We start from the raw sequence: 18547 nt of genomic DNA on the forward strand, positions 1-18547 counted from the left end.
CGCCCGACCCCCGCGCGCCGGTGCGGCGGCCTCCCCCGGCTACAACTGCTGCATGACCTCCGCCGGGACCGCCCCCGAACCCGTGCTGCGCCGCGCCCGGTTCGCCGATCTGTCGCCCTTCGAGGTCTACGCCCTGTGCCGGCTGCGCGTCGACGTCTTCGTGGTGGAGCAGGAGTGCCCCTACCCGGAGCTGGACGGCCGGGACGTCGAACCCACCACCGAGCACCTCTGGTTCGAGCAGGACGGCGAGGTGCTTGCGACCATCCGCGTGCTGGACGACGGCGCGACCCGGGCCGTCGGCCGGGTCTCCACCGCCGCGGGGGCCCGCGGGCGTGGGCTCGCCGGGCGGCTCATCGAGGCCGCGGTGGCCAGCTACGGCGACGGGCCGCTGACGATGGGGGCGCAGGCCCACCTCGAGGAGTGGTACGGCCGCTTCGGCTTCCGCCGGAGCGGGCCGGGTTACCTGGAGGACGGCATCCCGCACGTCCCGATGCGGCGCGAGGCCGGCCGCGTGACGGCGTCGTCCCCGGGTGCCGACGAAGGGTCGCCTAACCTGCTGGGGTGAGCACGGCGACCGAGGCGACCGCGGCGGCCCGGACCACGGGCGGCCGGGACCGGGCTCCCGTGGCGCCGGTCCGCTGGTCGCCGGTGGAGCTCCTGCCCGCGGCGCTCATCGGGCTGCTCGGCGGCTGGCTGCTGCTCCCCGGCCACGGGCTGTGGTTCGACGAGCTGTTCACCGCCGAGGTGGCCCGCCTGCCGCTGGGCGACATCCTGACCGCGATCGCCACCGGCGAGGGCACCGCCAGCTACCTGGCCGGGGTGCCGCCGTCCTACAACGCCCCGTACTACCTGGTCACCCACCTGTGGGTGTCCCTGCCGGGCCTCGGCGGGGACACCTCCCTCCGCGTCCTCTCCCTCCTGGCGACGGCCGGCGGCCTCGCGCTGATCACCCGGACCCTCACCCGCCTGGCGGGCCGGGCCACCGGGGTGCTGGCGGGCCTGGTGCTCGCGGCCAGCCCGCTGCTGCTCGAGCACTCGGTCGAGGCACGCAGCTACGGGCTCGCCGTCCTCGCCACCGGGGGCGCGCTCCTGGGGCTGGTGCGCTGGCTGCAGGAGCCACCTCGCGGGCTGCTGCTGTTCGGGCTCGCCGGCGCCGGGATGGGCCTGGCCCACTGGTACGCGGTCACGGTGCTCGCCGCGTTCGTCGTCGCAGCCGCGGTGCTGCGCCGCCGGCGGGCGGTGCCGGTCGTGCTCACCGGCGCGCTGGCCACCCTTCCCGCGGTCGGCTTCGTGACCCTGGCCGTGCTCAACGGCACCGGCGCGCGCAACGCCGAGCACCTGACCGACACCGACGGGGAGTTCCTCCTGCGGGCCGCCGAGGCGTGGGCCGGCGGCAGCAACCCGCTGCTGTACCTGGCAGCGGGGCTGGCCGTGGTCGGCGCCGTCCGGGCCACCGGTGCGCGGGTGGTGGGGGCCTGCTGGCTGCTGGTCCCGCTGGCCCTGCTGCTGGTCGCGGAGCTGGCGCGGCCGGTCTACCACCCCCGCTACCTGCTGGTCGGGCTGCTCGGCCTGGGAGTGCTGGCGGCGGCCGGCGCGATGTCGCTGCCGCGGCCGGCCCGGGTGCCGGTGAGCGCGCTGCTGCTGGCCTGCGCCCTCCTCGCCTCCGCCCCGCTGGCCGACCGCGGCCCGCGGGAACGGGCCGACGACCTGGTCGCGGTCCTGGCGCAGGTGCACGCACCGGGCGAGCCGGTCGTCGCCGCCGACCAGCGGTCGGCGACCGGCCTGGACCACTACGTCCGCGGCCTCGCCCCCCGGCTCCGCCCGGACGTCGTCCTGCCGCCGGAGGACGCGCCGGCCGACGCCGAGCGGGTGTGGCTCGTCCGCCGCCTGATCGACGGCGAGCCCGAGCCCACCGACGACGACGGCATCCTCCGCGCGGCGGGCCTGCGCATGGCCGAGCAGTACGACTTCCCCGCGACCAGGACCCACCTGGTCCTGCAGCTCTGGACCCGCTGAACGCCTCGGCGTCAGCGGCGGGCCCGCACCGCCCAGGCCAGCGATCCCAGCGACTGCCGCAGCCGGGCACGGGCGGTCCAGGCCGACCGGCCCACCGGCCGCCGGTCCCGGACGACAGGCACGCTCGCGACCGGCCGGCCCGCGCGACCGACGGCGAGGACCACGCTCGGCGCCCCCTGCTCGCGGACGGCGGTGACGACGGCGGCGCGCACGGCCGGGCCCATGGCCAGGAAGGCGCCCGCGTCCGGTGGAAGGCCGGTCAGCCTGCCCGCCACGCGCCGGTGGAGCGTACCGGTGAGCCGCCGCAGCGGCGACTCGTAGCGGCCGCGCCGCCCGGCGAAGACCGCCGCCACGTCCCCGGCCGCGAGCCGGTCGAGCAGCAGCGGCACCGCCTCCGGCGGGTCCTGGAGGTCGGCGTCCAGGCAGACCCAGACGTCAGCGGCGGCCTCCTCGGCGAGCCCGTGCGCCAGGGCCGCGTGCTGCCCGACGTTCACCGCGAGCTCGGTGACGGCGATCCGGGCGTCCGCGGCGGCGAGGGTGCGCGCCACGGCGGCGCTGGCGTCGGGCGAGGCGTCGACGACCAGCCGCAGCCGCCACGGCCGGCCGGCGAGCGCCGCACCGAGCCGGTCCGCGAGCTCGGCGAGGGTCGCCTCGTTGCCGTGCACGGGGACGACGACCGCCACCCGGGGGCCCGCCTCCCCGCGGGCGGTCACCCGGCGGCCCAGGTCCGGGCCAGGCCGTCGGCCAGGTCGACCTCGGGGGTCCAGCCCAGCAGCCGCCGGGCCAGCGCCGGGTCGCAGACCCAGTCGGCGGTGTCCCAGCCGCGCCCCGGGTGCGCGCCCGGGGCGGTCGCGATCGGGCGACCCGTCACCCGCTCGGCGGTGGCCACGAGCTCCTCGGTCCCGGTCTGCACCCCGGTGCCGATGTTGAGCACGGCGCCGGGGGGCAGGTCGTCGGCCACCGCGGCGCGGACGCAGGCGTCGACGACGTCCCCCACCCACACCCAGTCGCGCCGGCTCAGGTGGGCCGGCAGCGGCACCGTGCCGCCGGTGCGGGCGGCAGCCATCACGACCGGCACCAGGCGGGTGGGGTGGTCGCCCGGCCCGTACACCTGGAAGGCGCGCAGCACGGCTGCCCGGATCCCGCGCTCGGCCGCCGCCGCCTGGAGGAGCAGCGAGCCCGCGGCCTTGGTGGCGCCGAAGAAGCCGCGCGGCTCGAGGGCGGCGTCCTCCGCCAGCGGGTGCGGTGCGGCGGCGTACTCGGTCGACGAGCCGAGCCGGACCACGACCCGGCAGCGGTCGGGCAGCGCGTCGACCAGCCAGGGGCTGGTGTTGACCGCGGTCGTGGCGGCGCGCTCCGCCGCGGTGGCCTTGGCCCGGCCCGCGGCGAGCGCGAAGACGACGTCCGGGTCCGCGGTGCGCACGGCCGCCGCACCGGCGACCGGATCGGCCAGGTCGACGTCCCGGCGGGTCAGCCCGGTGACCTGCCAGCCCTCCCGCTCGAGCCGCTCCACCAGGTGCCGCCCGACGAAGCCGCCGGCGCCGGTCACGAGGGCTCTCACGCCGGCAGCGCCACCCGTGCCGGGGGCTCCTGCACCGCGGCGGTGACGGCGTCGACGAACGCCCGGCGGTGCTCGGTGGCGCGCTCGGCACCGGCCCGGCGCAGCTCGTCCAGACCGTGGAGCAGGCGGGGCACCTCCACGAACGGGTCGCGCCCGGCCATGTCGGCGGTGAACGAACGGCGCAGGAACGTGAACTCGGTGCCGATGCGGACGAGCTCGGCGGCCAGCAGGTCCCCGGGCACCGGGAACCCGCGGCCCGGGAGCGTCAGGCCCCCCACCCCGAACGGCACGGCCACCTGCGCCCGGACCGCCTCCACGGTGCCGTCCACGAGCGGGCCGAACAGCGAGGTGGACCGGCGGTCGATCCGCAGGTCGTTCAGCCCGACGTAGATCCGCGCGAGGGGGCGCCGCGCCAGCTCCGCCGCCCGGTCCACCGCGTCCTGGGTCTCCACCAGGATGCCCAGGCCGCACCGGCCCCCGACGAGGTCGAGGGTCCGGTCCACCTCCTCGCTGGAACGCACCATGGGCAGCAGCAGCTCGTCGGCCCCGCGGGCGATCGCATCGGCCACCTCGCCGGCCGTCCACGGCCCGAAGCCGTTGATCCGGCAGAGCACGCGCCCCGGGGTCGCCGCCCGCACGCGCGTCAGGTCCTCGGGGGTGTCCTCGTTGACCTGGGTGCCCTCCCCCTCCTGACGCCGCAGCTTGCCGCGCCGCTCCCAGTCGACGACGATCCCGGCGGCACCGGCAGCCACGACGTCGCGCCCCCACTGCGGGTCGACGGTGAAGAGGAACAGGTCCATGCGCGTCAGCTTAGGCTTTCCTAACCTGCGCGCGCGGCCGGGTCGCGGCGCGTCCCCGAGATCGCGGGGTCGGCGAGGACCGGCCGCGCGGCTCGGGCACCGGCCGGGAAGGTCAGCGCCGCACCTGCCACCTCGATGGTGACCTCCTGCCCGACCGCCGGGAGCTGCGTACCCTCCAGCCGCGCGGTCACCGTCCCGCCGCCGGCCAGCGTCAGCCACACCCGGGAGTCGTGGCCGTAGAAGTCGACGGCGTGCACCAGCGCCCGCGCACCCGCGCCGAGCGGTGGCCCGAGGCGCAGCTGCTCCGGGCGCAGCAGGACCCGGGCGGGCCCGTCGGCCGCGACGCCGTCGACCGGGAGCGCGCCGAGGACGCAGAGCGCGCGGCCCTCCCGGATCTCGGCGTCGAGGACCACCGACTCCCCCACGAAGGCGGCCACGTCGAGGTCGGCCGGCCGCCGGTAGAGGGTGCGCGGATCGGTCAGCTGCACCAGCCGGCCGCCGCGGAGGACCGCCACCTGGTCGGCCATCGACAGCGCCTCGGCCTGGTCGTGGGTGACCAGCACGGCTGTCGCCCCGGCGGCGGCGAGCGCGGCGAGGACGGCCCGCCGGGTGTCCTCGCGCAGCGCGGCGTCCAGGGACGAGAACGGCTCGTCGAGGAGGACGAGCGCCGGCTCCGGGGCCAGCGCCCGGGCGAGGGCGACCCGCTGCTGCTGGCCGCCGGAGAGCTGGTGCGGCGCCCGGTCCGCCAGGTCGGCGTCCAGCCCGACCAGGGCCAGCAGCTCGGCCACCCGCCCCCGGTCGGCGCGCCGGCGGCGGGGCAGGCCGAAGGTGATGTTGCCGGCGACGCTCAGGTGGGGGAACAACCCGCCCTCCTGCGGCACGAAGCCGATCCCCCGCTGCCGGGCGGGCACGCCCCGGCCGGCACCGGCCACGACCCGGTCACCGACGGCGACGGTGCCGCTGTCGGGTTCGTCGAAGCCGGCGACCAGCCGCAGCAGCGTCGTCTTGCCGCAGCCCGAGGGGCCGAGCAGGGCGGTGAACCCGCCGGCCGGCACGTGGAGGTCCACCCCGGTGAGCACCGGGGTGGCGCCGAACGCCTTGGTCAGGCCGGTCACGGTGAGGGAGCTCATGGGGTCGGACCTCGTCGGGTGTGGCGGGACAGCAGGACGGTGGCCGGGGCGGACAGCAGCACCATCACGGCCGCGTACGGGGCGGCCGCACCGTAGGCGAGCGCGCTGCTGGCCGACCAGAACGCGGTCGCGAGGGTGGCGGTGCCGGTGGGCGCGAGCAGCAGCGTGGCGGTGAGCTCGGTGACCACCGCCAGGAACACCAGGGCCGCGCCGGCGCCGAGACCGGGCGCGAGCAGCGGCAGCGTGACGCGGCGCAGCCGGTCGACGCCGGAGGAGCCCAGGGAGGCGGCGACGTCGTCGTAGAGCGGTGGGGACTGCTCGACCGCCGCGCGGACGGGGACGATCGCCCGGGGCAGGAAGAGGATCGCGTACGCGGCCAGCAGCACCGGGACCGTCTGGTACAGCCACGGCGTGACCCGGATGCTCAGCGTGACCAGCGCCAGGGCGACGACGATGCCCGGCAGCGAGCTGCCCAGGTACGTGGCCCGTTCCAGGAGCGTCGCCGTGCGTCCCCGGGCGCGGACGGCCAGCCACCCGGTGGGCAGGGCCATGGCGGTGGTGAGCGCCGCCGCAGCGGCGGCCAGGGCCAGCGTGGTCCCCGTCGTCGCGGCGAGGTCTCCCCAGTCGGGGCCGGCCGACGTCCCACCGGCCAGCCAGTAGGCCAGTGCGCCGAGGGGGACCAGCAGCGCCAGGGCGACGAGCCCGGCGAGCGCCACCAGCGCCGGCGCGGTCAGGGCCCGCAGCCGCACCGGCGGGGCCGGACGGACCGCACCCCGCCCGGTGCCGGCGTAGCCGCGGTGCCCCCGCAACCGGACCTCGGCCAGCAGCAGCAGGAGGCAGAGCAGCACCAGGACACCGGCCAGCATGGTGGCCGCCGGGCCGTTGAAGGTGGCCCGGTACTGGTCGTAGATGGCGGTGGTGAAGGTCGGGTAGCGCAGCATCTGCAGCGCCCCGAACTCGGCGAGCACGTGCAGCGCCACGAGCAGGCAGCCGCCCAGCAGCGCCACGCGCAGCTGCGGCAGCTGCACCCGCCGGAAGACCGCCCAGCCGGACAGGCCCAGCCCGCGGGCCGTCTCCTCCAACGCGGGGTCCAGGCCGCGGAACGCCGCGACCACGGGCAGGTAGACGAAGGGGAAGTAGGACAGCGAGACCACCAGCAACGCGCCGGCGTAGGTGTCCAGGCCCGGCAGCAGGGAGATCCACGCGAAGCTGTTCACGAACGCCGGTACGGCCAGCGGCGCCACCAGCAGCACGTGCCACGTGCGCCGCCCGGGCACCGACGAGCGCGCCACCAACCAGGCGGCACCGACGCCCAGGACCGCGCAGACAGCGACCGTGCCCGCGGCGAGGCGGGTGGTGTTCCAGAGCAGTTCGGCGACCCGCGGCCGGAGCACGAGCTCGCGGACCCCCGACCAGCCGACGTCGGCGGTGTACCCCGCGATGTGGATCAGCGGCAGCAGCGCCAGCGCGGCGACGCAGGCGGCCAGCGCGACGGTCACCGGCGACCGGCGCAGCGGTCGCCGCCCACGGCTCGCGGACGCGCCGGAGCCCCGGGGCGCCGGCGGGGCCGGTGCTCCGGGGCTCGCGGTGACGGGCACGGGAGGGGTCAGAGCAGCCCCACTTCCTGCATCAGCTCGGTGACCCGCCGGGAGTCGAGGGTCCCCGGGTCGACGGGCGGCGCCTGCAGGTCCGCCAGCGGCGGCAGCGCCTCGGCGGAGGCGACACCCGTCCCGACGGCGTACTCGAGGGCGCTGCTGCCGGCGAGCCGCTCCTGCGCGGTGCGGCCGGTGAGGTACGCGACCAGCTGCTGGGCCTGCTCCGGCTGGTCGGAGGAGGCGAGCACCCCCGCACCCGACGTGCTGAGGAAGGCGCCCGCGTCCTGGTTGCGGAAGTAGTGCAGCGCGGCGTCGTCGCCGATGAGGCCGTCCTGGGCCTGGTCACGGAACCAGTAGTAGTGGTACGTGATGCCGACCGGGACCTCGCCCTCGTCGACCGCCTTCATGATCGCGGTGTTGCTCGCGTAGATCTCGGCGTTGTCCTCGAGCCCCGCGAGCCAGTCCCGGGTCGCTTCCTCGCCCTCGAGCTCGAGCACGGCGCTGACGATCGCCTGGAAGTCGGCACCACCGGCGGCGATCCCCACGCGGCCGGCCCAGGCGGGGTCGGCCAGGTCGAGCATCGAGGCCGGCAGCTCCTCCTCGCCGATCTCCGCGGGGTTGTAGATCAGCGTCGTCGATCGGGCGGCGAAGCCCACCCAGTTGCCCGAGGACGGCCGGAACTGCTCGTCGACCTGGTCCAGGGTGGCCTGGTCCAGCGGCGCGAGCAGCCCTGCCTCGTCCACCGCCGAGATGGCCGGGCTGTTCTCGGTGAGGAAGACGTCGGCCGGCGAGGCCTCGCCCTCCTCGATGATCTGGTTGGCCAGCTCCGAGTCGTTGGCGTCGCGGAACTCGAGCTCGATGCCCGTCTCCTCGGTGAAGTCCTCGAGCATCGCGCGGACCAGGCTCTCGTGCTGGGCGCTGTAGACGGTCAGCGTGTCCGCGTCGGATCCGCACGCGGCCAGGGATGCCGCGAGGGTGAGGGTGGAGACGGCGGCGGTCGCTCGCCCGAGCCTGGTCACTGAGGTCCTCCTCGAGGTAGGTGAGGCACACCTAAGCATGCCGGTCCCGCGGGGGACGAGCCGCCCGTCCCCACCGGGCTGCGATCGTGATGTCATGCGCACCGGCACCCGCGAGGAGCCCCACGACCCACCGGCGGGCGACGCGGCGCTGCTGCGCGAGGCCGCGGACCGGCTGGAGGCGCTCGCCGCCACCACCACGCCCGGCGACTGGCGCCTCGGCGGGTTGCTGGCCAGCCGCCCGGAGGTCGTGGCCCCGGCCCCGGCGGCCGCACCGAGCACGTCGCCGAGGCGCGCACCCGGCTGCCCTGATCCGGGAGGCACCGCCGCGCGCACGGGGTAGGGGACGTCGATGCAGCCCCCGCACCCCGACCGCCCGGACCGGCCCGCCGGCGCCTCCGTCCCCGAGGCCGACGACACCCCGGAGCGGACGGGGCTGGCCCGGCGGCTGGACAAGCCGATGGGCGCGCTCGGGCTGGTGTTCGTGCTCGTCGTCCTGGGCCAGTCGCTGGCGCGGCAGCCCTGGCTGACCACCACGCTGAGCGTGGTCGGCTGGGTGCTGTGGGCGGTGTTCGTCGCGGAATTCGTGCACCGGGCGGTCACCGCCCGCGACCAGCGCCGGTTCTGGCAGCGCAACTGGTGGCAGGTCGTCTTCCTCGCGGTGCCGTTCCTGCGGTTCGCCCGCGCGCTGACGCTGCTGCGCGCGGCGCGGGTCGGGGGCGTGGTGTCCGCGGCGGTCCGCGGGTCGCGGTCGGCGGGGCGCCTGCTCAGCGGCCGGATCGGCTGGCTCGGTGCGGTGACGACCGTCGTCGTGCTGGCGACCAGCCAGCTGCTGTTCGTGCTCGGCGCCTACGAGTCCTACGGCACTGCGCTCTACGACGCCGCCCTGGCCACGATCGTCGGGCAGCCGCTCACGGCCGACGGCGGGCTGGCGCGCGTCCTCGACGTCGCCCTGGCGACCTACTCCGTGGCGGTCTTCGCCACGCTGGCCGGCGCGCTCGGCGCCTTCTACCTGGAGCGCCGGGGCGGCGAGGACCCCGCCGCGCAGCAGGGGTGACCGCCCGGGACGACGGGTGCCCCGCCGGCGGACCGGCGGGGCACCCGGTGGCGCGGAGGGATCAGACCGGCTCGGCGCAGTAGATCGTGCCGGGCTCGGCCTCGTCGGCACCCACCCAGATGGCCCCGACGGCGGACTCGAAGTCGAGGCAGACGTCCTGGGCGAGGAAGTCCGCGTAGTTCAGCTCCTGCTCGTCGATGCCGACGATGCGGGCCTCGGCCTCGGCGGCGTCGCACTCGACGGTCTCGACCTCCTCGCCGGCGAGGTTGGCCACGCAGTCGCCGACCTCGGGGTCACCGCCGCCGAGCATGCCGAACAGCAGGCCGACGGCGACGAGGGCGACCAGGACACCGCCCACGGCCAGGAGGACCTTCTTGGCCGTGCTGCCCTTCCGGTCCGGCTGACCCCACGGCGCCCCGCCGCCCTCCGGCGGCACCCAGCCGCCGCCGGGCTGGTACGGCTGCTGGCCGGGCTGGTACGGCTGCTGGCCGGCCTGGTCGAAGGGCTGGTACGGCTGACCGGGCTGGCCGTGCGGGCCCGGCTGCTCCGGCTGACCGTGCGGAGCCGGCTGACCGGGCTGACCCGGCTGGCCGGACGGCCCGGGCTGGCCCGGCTGCTGGCCGGACGGGTTCTGGTCCGGGCCGTTCCCGGGGTGGCTCATGGGTGCTCCTGGATCGCTGGACGTCGTGCGTACGCACGGATCCTCGCCCATCGGGGTGGCACCGTTGGGCGGCTGGACGGGGCCGGTGCCCCGGACGGGTCACGACGGGCAGCGCGCCCACGCCCCGTCCCGGCCGCCCCGCGCGCCGGGGCGTGCACCTGCCTGCGCCGGGGTAGCCGCCGGGGATGAGCGACGACACGGCCTCCAACGGGTTCGCCGAGCGGCTGGGCGCCCGGCCCGAGCCGGACGGGGAGGGCGCCGCCCGGATGGCGTTCGAGGTGGGCGAGGAGCACCTCAACCCGGCCGGGACGCTGCACGGCGGGGTGCTGGCGACGCTGGTCGACACCGCGATGGGCCAGGCGGTGCGCACCACCACCGACGACGGCGAGGTGCCCGCGACCAGCCAGCTGACGGTGACCTACCTGCGCCCGGGCACCACCGGACCGGTGCAGGTGACCGCCCGGCTGCGCACCCGCGGGGAGCACCTCACGGTGTGCGAGGCCGACGTGGAGCAGGACGGCAAGGCCCTCGTGCACGCCGTGGCGACCTTCGCCCTGCTGCACTCCTGACCGCGGGAGATCAGCCGGCCGGCGGGGCCGGCAGCTCCAGCACCACGGCGGCCGCCGCGCCCTCGTTCTCGAAGAGCTCGTCCTCGTCCTCGGTGCTGCCCAGGGTGACGACCAGGATGTAGGTGAAGATGCCGAGGATCACCAGCAGGATGCCCAGCGGGATCAGCACCCGGCCGAGCCGCCTGCCCTTCGGGCTGCCCTCGCCCCGGTCGTCGGCACCCTGCTGGTGGGGCTGCGCCATGGGAGGTCCTCCTGTGGTCCGGATCGGGGTCGGTGACCGGGCGGTCACCCCCTCCTCCATGCCCACGCCGTCGCGGGTCACGCCCCTCGATCGCGACCGGCGCGGCGAGGCCGGGCGGAGGACCATCGGGGCATGACCACCGCTACCTGGAACGGCGTCGTCATCGCCGAGTCCGACGACATCGTCGCCGTCGAGGGCAACGCGTACTTCCCCCGTGGCTCCGTCCGGGCCGACGTGCTCCGCCCCTCGGAGACGCACACCGTCTGCCCCTGGAAGGGCACCGCCTCCTACTTCACCCTGGAGGTCGACGGGCAGCAGAACCCCGACGCCGCCTGGTTCTACCCCGAGCCCGAGACGGCCGCGCGCGAGATCACCGACCGGGTGGCGTTCTGGCGGGGCGTCGAGGTGCGCTGAGGCCGGGACGCCGGGCGCCGGTCCGGCTCAGCGGCCGGGGCGGGCGCCGGCGAGCTCCCGGGCCCGCTCCGCGGCCTCGGCGTCGAGCTGCCGGTCGATCGACTCGGCGAAGGAGTCCCACGCCTGCTCCGGGGTGACCCCGAGCGCGGCGGCGATCTGCTCCCACTCGGCCCCGCCGCGCAGCGCGGCGCGGATCCCGATCAGCTGGCTGTCGTGGGCGCGCCGCGAGACCACCTCCCCCAGGGCCAGCAGCTCCAGCGCCTCGTAGACGTCCAGCTGGGTCCCTGTGTCGCGCAGCGACGCCGACCAGTCGTCGCCGGCGTCGTCGCGCACGGTGTTCAGCGCAGTGTCGCCGTCGTCGCGGCGGCTGAGGAAGTCCAGCCGGGTCGCGGCCGTCGTCAGCGAGAACTCCGCCTCGAGGGCCTCGGGTGTGATGCTCATGCACCCAGGGTCCCCCTCGCCGGCGGCGCGCCAAACCCGCGAGGCCCGCGATCCGGCACACGCCGAGGGCCCGCACCCCCCGTGGGGATGCGGGCCCTCCGTGCACGTCCCCGGCCCCGAGCGGGGCGGGGACGGCGCTCACTCGCTGACGCCGACGGCCTCCTTGGCCAGGGCGGCCAGCCGGGTCTGCGCGGCGCTGGCCACGTTGGACCGGTTCTTGTGGGTCTCCTCGTAGCGGATGATCACGTTGACGTCGTGCGGCGTCCGCAGCTGCTTGATCGCCTTCACGGCGTCCTGCACCGACATCGAGTCGTAGCCCTTGATCGGCAGCTCGTCGGCGGTGACGTCGCCCAGCTCCTCGCGGGCGGTGCGGGCGGCCTCGGCGGCCTCGTCGTCGCCCTCGCGCTGCGCGATCCGCTCGGCGCGGCGCAGCGAGGCGGCCCGCCCGACCGTGAGGGTCTCGCGCACCGCACCGGTGATCGCGGAGGCGCGGTCACCCACGGCGGAGAACCGGTCGGAGGTCTCCTCGCCGGCGTGGCGCACCGTGTCGACGGCGTTGTTCACCGTGTTGGCCCAGAAGCGCACCGGGGCGTTGACCGCACGGGCGACGCCACCGGCCACCTTCTGCACCGGCGTGGGCTGCAGCGCCGCGGGGCCGTCCAGGGCCTCCTCGGCGAGGACGACGGTGAGCCACTCGACGGTCGCGCTGTGGGCCTCGACCAGCTTCTCGGCCAGGCGCCGGGTCGCCGTCTCACCCGCGGTGTCGGCGAGCACCTTGAGGTAGGTGGCGCGGTCGAGCAGCTGGTGCTCGAGCTGCAGGTCCTGCAGCAGGGCCTCCTCGATGGAGGTGGTCTGCTCGAAGGTGGCCTTGAGGGCTGCGGAGAGGCGGCCGACGACCGGCGTCACGACGTCCGGCACACCGCCGAGGGCGCGCAGCTGCTCGGTGATCTCCAGCGAGCGGGCCGCGGCGTTGTCGGCGTTCTGGGTGAGCTCGCGGCGCACGGCGTCGGTGCGGGCCTGGCTGATGCGGGTGCGTGCGATCTGCTCCTCGGTCTGCGTGAGCAGGACGAGGGCGCGCAGCTGGTTGATCATCTTGGCGTTGTTGTCGGTCATGGTGGGGACGGCTCCAGGGGTCTCGACGGCCCCGGTGCAGGGCCCCGGCGCGAGCTCGCGAGGGCCGGGGGGCAGCGGGGTCCTTCTGCTGACGGTGCTGTGTGTGCCCCGGATCCCCCCGGTGCTAACAACTGCAAGCGGATGGCTAGCAGTGAGCCTGGTCACCCGGACGGGTGAACGCCCCCCCGCCCCCGAACGCGGGAAGGCGCCGCTCCCGCAGGGGAACGGCGCCCTCGGGGGCGGACCGGCGTCAGCCGACGCGGGCCTGCAGCCGCTCGGCGGCCGGCGACCGGCGCTGCTGCACGTCGAAGCGCAGCACCGGCTGGGTCATGTCGTCGGTGACCTCGTACGGCGGGCGCGGGGCGAGGCGGACCGGGCGGGGCGGCAGCGACGACGGCGGCATCGTCCTGCCGCAGCCGACGCAGAAGCGGCCTCGCTGGTGCACGGCTCCGCAGTGCGCGCAGTTCATGTCGTCTCCTCGGGGTCGTTACCGGCACGGACAGGGGGACCCTGGCAGCCGGCACCGACCGCCGTCGCCCCGGTCTGACGGGTGGGACGAGCCGTTACGCGAAAGTCATGAACGTCGCGGTTCCGCAATCTGCGCTCACCGGCCGGTCAGCCGCGCGACCGCCTCGTCCAGCCCGGTGACGTCGGCGTACTTGGCGTCGAGGTCGGCCAGGTTGGTCTCGTGCAGCGCCTCGGTCCGGTCGGCGCAGGCCTGCCGGACCACCTGCGGCCGGAACCCGGAGTTGAGCGCGTCCATCGCGGTCGCCCGGACGCAGCCCGACGTCGACACCCCGCCGATGACGAGGGTGTCCACGCCGAGCGTGCGCAGCGTGCTCGCCAGCGGCGTGCCGAAGAAGGCCGAGGCGTACTGCTTGAGCAGCACCGGCTCCCCCGGCGCGGGCGCCAGGGTGAAGCCGCCCCAGTCCCCGTCGGCGCCCTCGGCGAACGCGGCCAGGGCCGGCACCTTCCGCACGAAGAGGCCCCCGTCGGCCAGGTCGGCGCCGTAGCGGACGCCGGTCCACAGCACCGGGTGCCCGGCGCCGCGGGCGGCGTCCACCAGCGCGGTGACCGCAGCGACCGCCGTCGCCGGCTCCGGCAGCGCGAACGGGCCGCCGGGCTCGGTGTAGGCGCGGACCAGGTCGACCACCAGGACCGCCGGCCGCCGCCCCCACCCGACCCGGCCGGAGAAGGCGGACCCGTGCGGCCCCGGCGCGGGCTCCGGCTCGCTCACCCGGCCCACACCGGGCGGGTCGGCGCGGGCAGCCCGGTCTCCTCCTCGCAGCGGGCCAGCAGCTCCTCGATCGGCGGCCCCATGTCGAACACCGGCAGCTCGGCCGGCCGGTCGGCGCGCAGCTGGTCGCGCAGGCTCTCCGTCGCCTCCCGGTCCACCGCGCCGTCCTCGGTGAGGCAGACCCCGTACCGCTCGGCGCCCCTCGCCGTCACCAGCCCGCGGCGCACCTCCAGGGCGACCAGCTCGGGGTCCCGCTCCAGCGGGTCGCCCCACCCGCCACCGCCCCAGGTCACGAAGTGCAGCACGTCGCCGGGCCGCACGGGCACGTCGTGGCACTTGCTGGGCAGCACCTGCCGGCTGCCGTCGGCCCGCTCCAGCCACTTCGTGCCGCGGGCACCGGGGGCGCCGCCGTTGACACCCCACGGGTAGGTGAGCCAGCGGTCGTCGTGGATGGCGATCGTGCCCGGCTCCTCGAAGACGTAGGTGACGTCGACGCCGTTGCCGCCGCGTTGCAGGCCGGCGCCCCCGGTGTCGGGCACGGTCACCCACTGCTCGATCCGCAGCGGGTAGTAGGACTCCAGGTACTCGCACGGGATGTTCGTGAAGCTCGGCCACAGCGAGTGCCCGTCCGGACCGTCGCCCAGCGGCCGGCCGGGGATGCCGCCGAAGCCGATCGAGTACAGCTGGAACCACTCCCCCTTCCGCTCGCCCGACGAGTAGTTGCCGGAGTACATGAAGTGCGGCGAGGAGGAGAAGCCCGCGGCGTTGAGCAGCGCCGGGTTGGTCTGCCCGAGCAACCCGCCGAACAGGTCGAAGACCCGCCCGATGCCGTGGTTGCGGCCGTTGAGGGCCGCCGGGAACCTCGGCCGCCAGTAGGAGCCCTCGGGGATCGTGACGTCGACCAGCGGGTAGAAGCCGTCGTTCCAGAGGATCTGCGGATCGGCCACGGTGATCATGTAGATCCCGAAGAACATCCGCGTCAGGTTCTCGTTGATGAAGTAGTTGATCGGGCCGACCGCCTGGGGCGAGGAGCCGGTGAAGTCGATGTGCACCTTCTCGCCGGTGCGGGTGAGCGACATCTTCAGCTCGTAGGGGCCGTAGCCGACGCCGTCGTCGCAGATGTAGTCGGTGAAGGAGAGCGTGCGGCCCTCCTCGAACACCGCCGACAGCAGCACCTTCATCGCGTCGTAGTTGCGCTGCAGGAGCGCGTCCAGGGCCGAGAGGTAGGTGGCGGTGCCGAACCGCTCGCACATCTCCACCACGCGCCGCGCGGCGGTGCGGCAGGCGGCGACCAGCCCGTTGAGGTCGGCGCGGTTCCAGTCCGGTTTGCGCACCTGGTTGAGCACGATGCGCAGCGCGTCCTCGTTGAGCACGCCCTTGCGGTAGAGCTTGAAGGGCGGGATGACCACGCCCTCCTCGAAGATCGTCGTCGCGTCCGTCGGCATGGACGACGGCGTCTTGCCCCCGACGTCGGACATGTGCCCGAACATCGAGGCCCACCCGACCACGCGCCCCTCGTGGAAGATCGGGACGACGACCAGCCAGTCGTTGGCGTGGCTGATCGCGGCGCCGCAGGAGTACGGGTCGCTGGTCAGCAGGACGTCGCCCTCCTCGATCGTGTCCTGGAAGCCCTCGAGGAAGTCCGGGATCGAGAGGCCGAACTGGCCGACGACCATCTTGCCCTCGGGGTCGCCGATGAGCGGGAACTCGTCGTGCTGCTCGCGGATGCCGGGGCTGAGCGCCGTCCGGAAGAGCACCTCGTCCATCTCGTAGCGGGCGTTGCGCAGCCCGTTCTCGATGAGGTCGAGGGTGACCGGGTCGACCTCGGTCCTCTCGACGGTGCCGGTCGCGGTCTCGACGATCGTCGCCATGTCTCAGCCCTCCCTGTCGTTGATGGGCGCGGGGGTGATCAGCAGGCTGCCCGCCGGGTGCACGGTGGCCACGTGGCCGGGCAGGACGAGGGTGGTGGAGTCCATCTCGGTGACGATCGCGGGACCGGTCACCACGTCACCGGCGCGCAGCTTCGCCCGGTCGTAGACGCCGGCCGGGACGTGCTCGCCGCCGACGTAGATCGAGTGGTCCTGGACCAGGGCGCCGGCCGGGTCGCCGTCGCCCTCGGGGAGGGACACCGGTGCCACGTCCGGCTTCGGGCCGGTGACCGTGGCACGGGCGTTGACGATCTCGTGGTCGACGTCGAGCAGGAAGCTGAACAGCCGCTCGTGCTCGGCGTCGAACGTGCGGGCCACGTGCTCGAGCAGCGAGCCGGGGTCGGCCAGCCAGGTGGCGTCGACGTCGACCGGGATCTCGAAGCCCTGCCCGTGGTAGCGGACGTCGACCTGGTAGCCGGTGGTCTGGGTCTCCGGCGCCAGGCCCTGCTCGGTCAGCCGGCGGCCGGCGTCCTCGGCCAGGCCGCGCAGGACCTCCACCAGGTCGGTGCCGCCGAGCTCGCCGAACCGGCGGAGCACCGTGCGGGCGGACTCGTCGCGCCGGCTCGTGGTGGCGTCGCCGAGGGCGCACAGCAGGCCGGGGCCCGGCGGGACGATGACCGGCCAGGCGCCGGTGAGCCTGCCCAGCGCGTTGGCGTGCAGCGGCCCGGCGCCGCCGAAGGCGACGAGGGCGAAGTCGCGCGGGTCGAAGCCCTGCTGCACCGAGACCAGCCGGACGCCGCCGAGCATGTTCTCGTTGACGATGTCGACGATCCCGGCGGCCGCGGCCTCCGGGGAGTCCAGCCCCATCGCCTCGGCGACCTTGCCCACCGCGGCACGCGCGGCCTCGACGTCGAGGGTGATCTCCCCGCCGGCCAGCGTCGTCGGCAGGTAGCCCAGGACGACGTTGGCGTCGGTGACGGTCGGGTCGACCCCGCCCTTGCCGTAGGCGGCCGGGCCCGGGTCGGCTCCGGCGGACTGCGGGCCGACGCGCAGCGCGCGGGTCAGCTCCGGGACGTGCGCGATGGAGCCGCCGCCGGCGCCGACGGTGCGGACGTCGACGCTGGAGGCGCGGACGGCGAGGTCGCCGACCTTCGTCTCCCGGCCGATCCGCGGGTCCAGCCCCTGCACCAGCCCGACGTCGGTGGAGGTGCCGCCCATGTCGAAGGTGATCAGGTCCCGGTACCCGGCCTGCTCGGCCACCCAGACCGCGCCGGTGACGCCGCCGGCCGGACCGGACAGCAGCAGGGTGACCGGGGAGTCGATCGCCTTGTCCGCCGAGCAGAGCCCGCCGTCGCTGCGCAGGATGGCCAGCTCACCGGCGACGCCGCCCTCGCGCAGCTGCCCGGCGAGGTTCTGCACGTACTTCTTCACCTGCGGCTGGACGTAGCCGTTGGCGACGGTGGTGAGGGTGCGCTCGTACTCGCGCAGCTCGGGCAGCACGTCGGAGGAGAGGGAGACCGGGATGCCCGGCAGCAGCTCCGCGGCGATCGCGGCGACCCGCTGCTCGTGCGCCGGGTCGGCGAAGGAGTTGATCAGGCTGACGGCCAGGGCCTGGATGCCGGCGTCCTGCAGGGTCGCCAGCTGCGCGCGGACGTCGTCCTCGTCGAGCTCGCGGACCACGGAGCCGTCGCTGGCGATCCGCTCGTCGACCTCGACGGTGTGCTCCAGCGCCGCCAGCGGCTCGGGCTTGGGCCAGATGATCCAGCCGGCCAGCCCGCCGGGGACGTAGGAGCGGGCGATCTGCAGCACCTGGCGGAAGCCCTTGGTGGTGACCAGGCCGACGCGGGCACCCTTGCCCTCGAGGATCGCGTTGGTGGCCACCGTCGTGCCGTGCAGCACCTGGGCGACCTCGGAGAGCGCGATGCCCGCCTCGGCGCACACCTGCTCGACGCCGCGGAGGACGCCGACCGCCTGGTCGGCCGGGGTGGAGGCGGTCTTGCAGCGCCAGGTGCTGCCGGTCCCCTCCTCGACCAGCAGGACGTCGGTGAACGTGCCGCCGACGTCGACTCCGAGCCGGTAGCTCATGAGGCCTCCTCTTCGTGGGGGTGCGGGCTGGCGGCCGCGCGGGCTGCCTGGGCGGTCGCGGCCCGGACCATGACGGCCCGGGCGTTGCAGATGTGCGCGGTCATCACCGCGCGGGCCCACCCGGGGTCGCCCGCCCGCAGCGCGGCGACGATCTCCAGGTGGTGGGCGAGGCTGCGGCGCAGCGACTCGGCGTCGTAGGCGTGGAAGTTCCGCCGCACGATCGGCGGGTGGATCGCGGCGGCGAGCGCCGCCGCCAGGGTGGGGTGCCCGGCGAGGGCGACCAGCCGGTCGTGGAACGCGCGGTTGAGCGGGACCAGGGCATCGAGGTCCTGGTCCGGGCCGGGGGTGCCGACGGCGAGCATCCGGTGCGCCAGGTCGTCGAGCTCCGCGACGTCCCGGTCGGTGGCGTTCGGGACGGCGAACCCGGTCAGCTGGGGCTCGAGGGACAGCCGGAGGTCGAACACGCCCTCTAGCTCGGCGACGGTCCAGGTGGCGACCCGCGCGCCGCGGTTCGGGACGACCTCGACCAGCCCCTCGGCGGCCAGCCGGGTGAGCGCCTCGCGGACCGGCGTCCGGCTGACCCCGAGCCGCTCGGCCAGCTCCACCTCGCCGAGGCGGGACCCGGGCAGGAGGGCACCGGCGAGGATGAACTCGCGCAGCTCGTGCAGCGCGCGCTCGGCCGATGTCGTGGATCGTGTCAGCGGTCACACCCCCTGGAAATTGTGTGCAAACGTAGGGCTGGT

At 75.6% G+C, this 18547-nt stretch carries 21 protein-coding genes; 6 read left to right on the plus strand and 15 right to left on the minus strand.

The window, feature by feature from the left end; genetic code table 11:
* Both E9565_RS10875 and E9565_RS10880 read left to right on the plus strand, forming a co-directional pair.
* Nucleotides 1-565, plus strand: a 565-nt coding sequence (locus E9565_RS10875) for a GNAT family N-acetyltransferase (protein WP_236833596.1), incomplete at its 5' end; no start/stop codon positions are given.
* On the plus strand, nucleotides 562-2016 hold the full coding sequence (locus E9565_RS10880; protein ID WP_236824982.1) for a glycosyltransferase family 39 protein: 1455 nt from the start codon (nucleotides 562-564) through the stop codon (nucleotides 2014-2016). The genes E9565_RS10875 and E9565_RS10880, both read left to right, overlap by 4 nt.
* A gap of 11 nt (nucleotides 2017-2027) precedes the next feature.
* On the opposite strand, the gene E9565_RS10885 is transcribed toward E9565_RS10880, so the two are convergent.
* From E9565_RS10885 to E9565_RS10910, 6 genes are all read right to left on the minus strand, one after another.
* Nucleotides 2028-2729, minus strand: coding sequence for a glycosyltransferase (locus tag E9565_RS10885; RefSeq protein WP_236835054.1), 702 nt, complete (start codon nucleotides 2727-2729; stop codon nucleotides 2028-2030).
* A complete protein-coding gene (locus E9565_RS10890) occupies nucleotides 2726-3577 on the minus strand; it encodes an NAD(P)-dependent oxidoreductase (RefSeq protein ID WP_236824980.1) in 852 nt (283 codons plus the stop codon). Before E9565_RS10890 ends, E9565_RS10885 begins: the two co-directional genes overlap by 4 nt.
* Entirely contained in the window at nucleotides 3574-4377 is an 804-nt protein-coding gene (locus E9565_RS10895; protein WP_236835056.1) for an aldolase, read from the minus strand. The genes E9565_RS10890 and E9565_RS10895 overlap by 4 nt, the downstream gene beginning before the upstream one ends.
* Before the next feature lie 20 nt (nucleotides 4378-4397).
* On the minus strand, nucleotides 4398-5507 hold the full coding sequence (locus tag E9565_RS10900) for an ABC transporter ATP-binding protein (RefSeq protein WP_236835059.1): 1110 nt from the start codon (nucleotides 5505-5507) through the stop codon (nucleotides 4398-4400).
* Nucleotides 5504-7006, minus strand: coding sequence for an iron ABC transporter permease (locus E9565_RS10905; protein WP_236835060.1), 1503 nt, complete (start codon nucleotides 7004-7006; stop codon nucleotides 5504-5506). Before E9565_RS10905 ends, E9565_RS10900 begins: the two co-directional genes overlap by 4 nt.
* A gap of 107 nt (nucleotides 7007-7113) precedes the next feature.
* A complete protein-coding gene (locus tag E9565_RS10910) occupies nucleotides 7114-8121 on the minus strand; it encodes an iron ABC transporter substrate-binding protein (RefSeq protein ID WP_236824976.1) in 1008 nt (335 codons plus the stop codon).
* Nucleotides 8122-8215: 94 nt separating this feature from the next.
* On the opposite strand from E9565_RS10910, the gene E9565_RS10915 reads away from it, so the two are divergent.
* Nucleotides 8216-8461: a hypothetical protein gene (locus E9565_RS10915; protein ID WP_236824975.1), complete on the plus strand. Its 246-nt coding sequence runs from the start codon at nucleotides 8216-8218 to the stop codon at nucleotides 8459-8461.
* 9 nt (nucleotides 8462-8470) lie between these two features.
* On the plus strand, nucleotides 8471-9175 hold the full coding sequence (locus E9565_RS10920) for a hypothetical protein (RefSeq protein WP_236835062.1): 705 nt from the start codon (nucleotides 8471-8473) through the stop codon (nucleotides 9173-9175).
* Between the two features lie 61 nt (nucleotides 9176-9236).
* On the opposite strand, the gene E9565_RS10925 is transcribed toward E9565_RS10920, so the two are convergent.
* Nucleotides 9237-9836 (minus strand): hypothetical protein, encoded by a 600-nt coding sequence (locus E9565_RS10925; RefSeq protein WP_236835064.1) that lies wholly within the window; start codon nucleotides 9834-9836, stop codon nucleotides 9237-9239.
* A 185-nt stretch (nucleotides 9837-10021) separates the two neighbouring features.
* On the opposite strand from E9565_RS10925, the gene E9565_RS10930 reads away from it, so the two are divergent.
* Nucleotides 10022-10405, plus strand: a complete 384-nt coding sequence (locus E9565_RS10930) for a PaaI family thioesterase (protein ID WP_236824972.1) — start codon at nucleotides 10022-10024, stop codon at nucleotides 10403-10405.
* A 10-nt stretch (nucleotides 10406-10415) separates the two neighbouring features.
* Here E9565_RS10930 and E9565_RS10935 read toward each other — a convergent pair whose 3' ends face one another.
* Nucleotides 10416-10646 (minus strand): hypothetical protein, encoded by a 231-nt coding sequence (locus E9565_RS10935; RefSeq protein WP_236824971.1) that lies wholly within the window; start codon nucleotides 10644-10646, stop codon nucleotides 10416-10418.
* 132 nt (nucleotides 10647-10778) lie between these two features.
* Here E9565_RS10935 and E9565_RS10940 point away from each other — a divergent pair, with 132 nt between their 5' ends.
* Nucleotides 10779-11060 carry a DUF427 domain-containing protein gene (locus tag E9565_RS10940; protein ID WP_236835066.1) on the plus strand — a complete coding sequence of 94 codons (282 nt, stop codon included), beginning with the start codon at nucleotides 10779-10781 and terminating at the stop codon, nucleotides 11058-11060.
* Between the two features lie 27 nt (nucleotides 11061-11087).
* Here E9565_RS10940 and E9565_RS10945 read toward each other — a convergent pair whose 3' ends face one another.
* From E9565_RS10945 to E9565_RS10975, 7 genes are all read right to left on the minus strand, one after another.
* Nucleotides 11088-11501 (minus strand): hypothetical protein, encoded by a 414-nt coding sequence (locus E9565_RS10945; protein ID WP_236827486.1) that lies wholly within the window; start codon nucleotides 11499-11501, stop codon nucleotides 11088-11090.
* Between the two features lie 138 nt (nucleotides 11502-11639).
* Nucleotides 11640-12614, minus strand: coding sequence for a ferritin-like domain-containing protein (locus E9565_RS10950; protein WP_236835068.1), 975 nt, complete (start codon nucleotides 12612-12614; stop codon nucleotides 11640-11642).
* 250 nt (nucleotides 12615-12864) lie between these two features.
* Nucleotides 12865-13083, minus strand: coding sequence for a hypothetical protein (locus tag E9565_RS10955; protein WP_236827490.1), 219 nt, complete (start codon nucleotides 13081-13083; stop codon nucleotides 12865-12867).
* Nucleotides 13084-13218: 135 nt separating this feature from the next.
* Nucleotides 13219-13851 (minus strand): isochorismatase family protein, encoded by a 633-nt coding sequence (locus tag E9565_RS10960; RefSeq protein WP_236827492.1) that lies wholly within the window; start codon nucleotides 13849-13851, stop codon nucleotides 13219-13221.
* The gene (locus E9565_RS10965) at nucleotides 13848-15722 is read right to left on the minus strand and encodes a hydantoinase B/oxoprolinase family protein (protein ID WP_236835070.1); all 1875 of its coding nucleotides are present in this window, start codon (nucleotides 15720-15722) and stop codon (nucleotides 13848-13850) included. Before E9565_RS10965 ends, E9565_RS10960 begins: the two co-directional genes overlap by 4 nt.
* A 3-nt stretch (nucleotides 15723-15725) precedes the next feature.
* A complete protein-coding gene (locus E9565_RS10970; protein WP_236827495.1) occupies nucleotides 15726-17804 on the minus strand; it encodes a hydantoinase/oxoprolinase family protein in 2079 nt (692 codons plus the stop codon).
* Nucleotides 17801-18505, minus strand: coding sequence for a GntR family transcriptional regulator (locus tag E9565_RS10975; RefSeq protein ID WP_236827522.1), 705 nt, complete (start codon nucleotides 18503-18505; stop codon nucleotides 17801-17803). The genes E9565_RS10970 and E9565_RS10975 overlap by 4 nt, the downstream gene beginning before the upstream one ends.
* Between the last annotated feature and the right edge of the window lie 42 nt (nucleotides 18506-18547).

The organism is Blastococcus sp. KM273129, from assembly GCF_021698995.1.
In the GTDB taxonomy this organism is placed as follows: domain Bacteria; phylum Actinomycetota; class Actinomycetes; order Mycobacteriales; family Geodermatophilaceae; genus Blastococcus.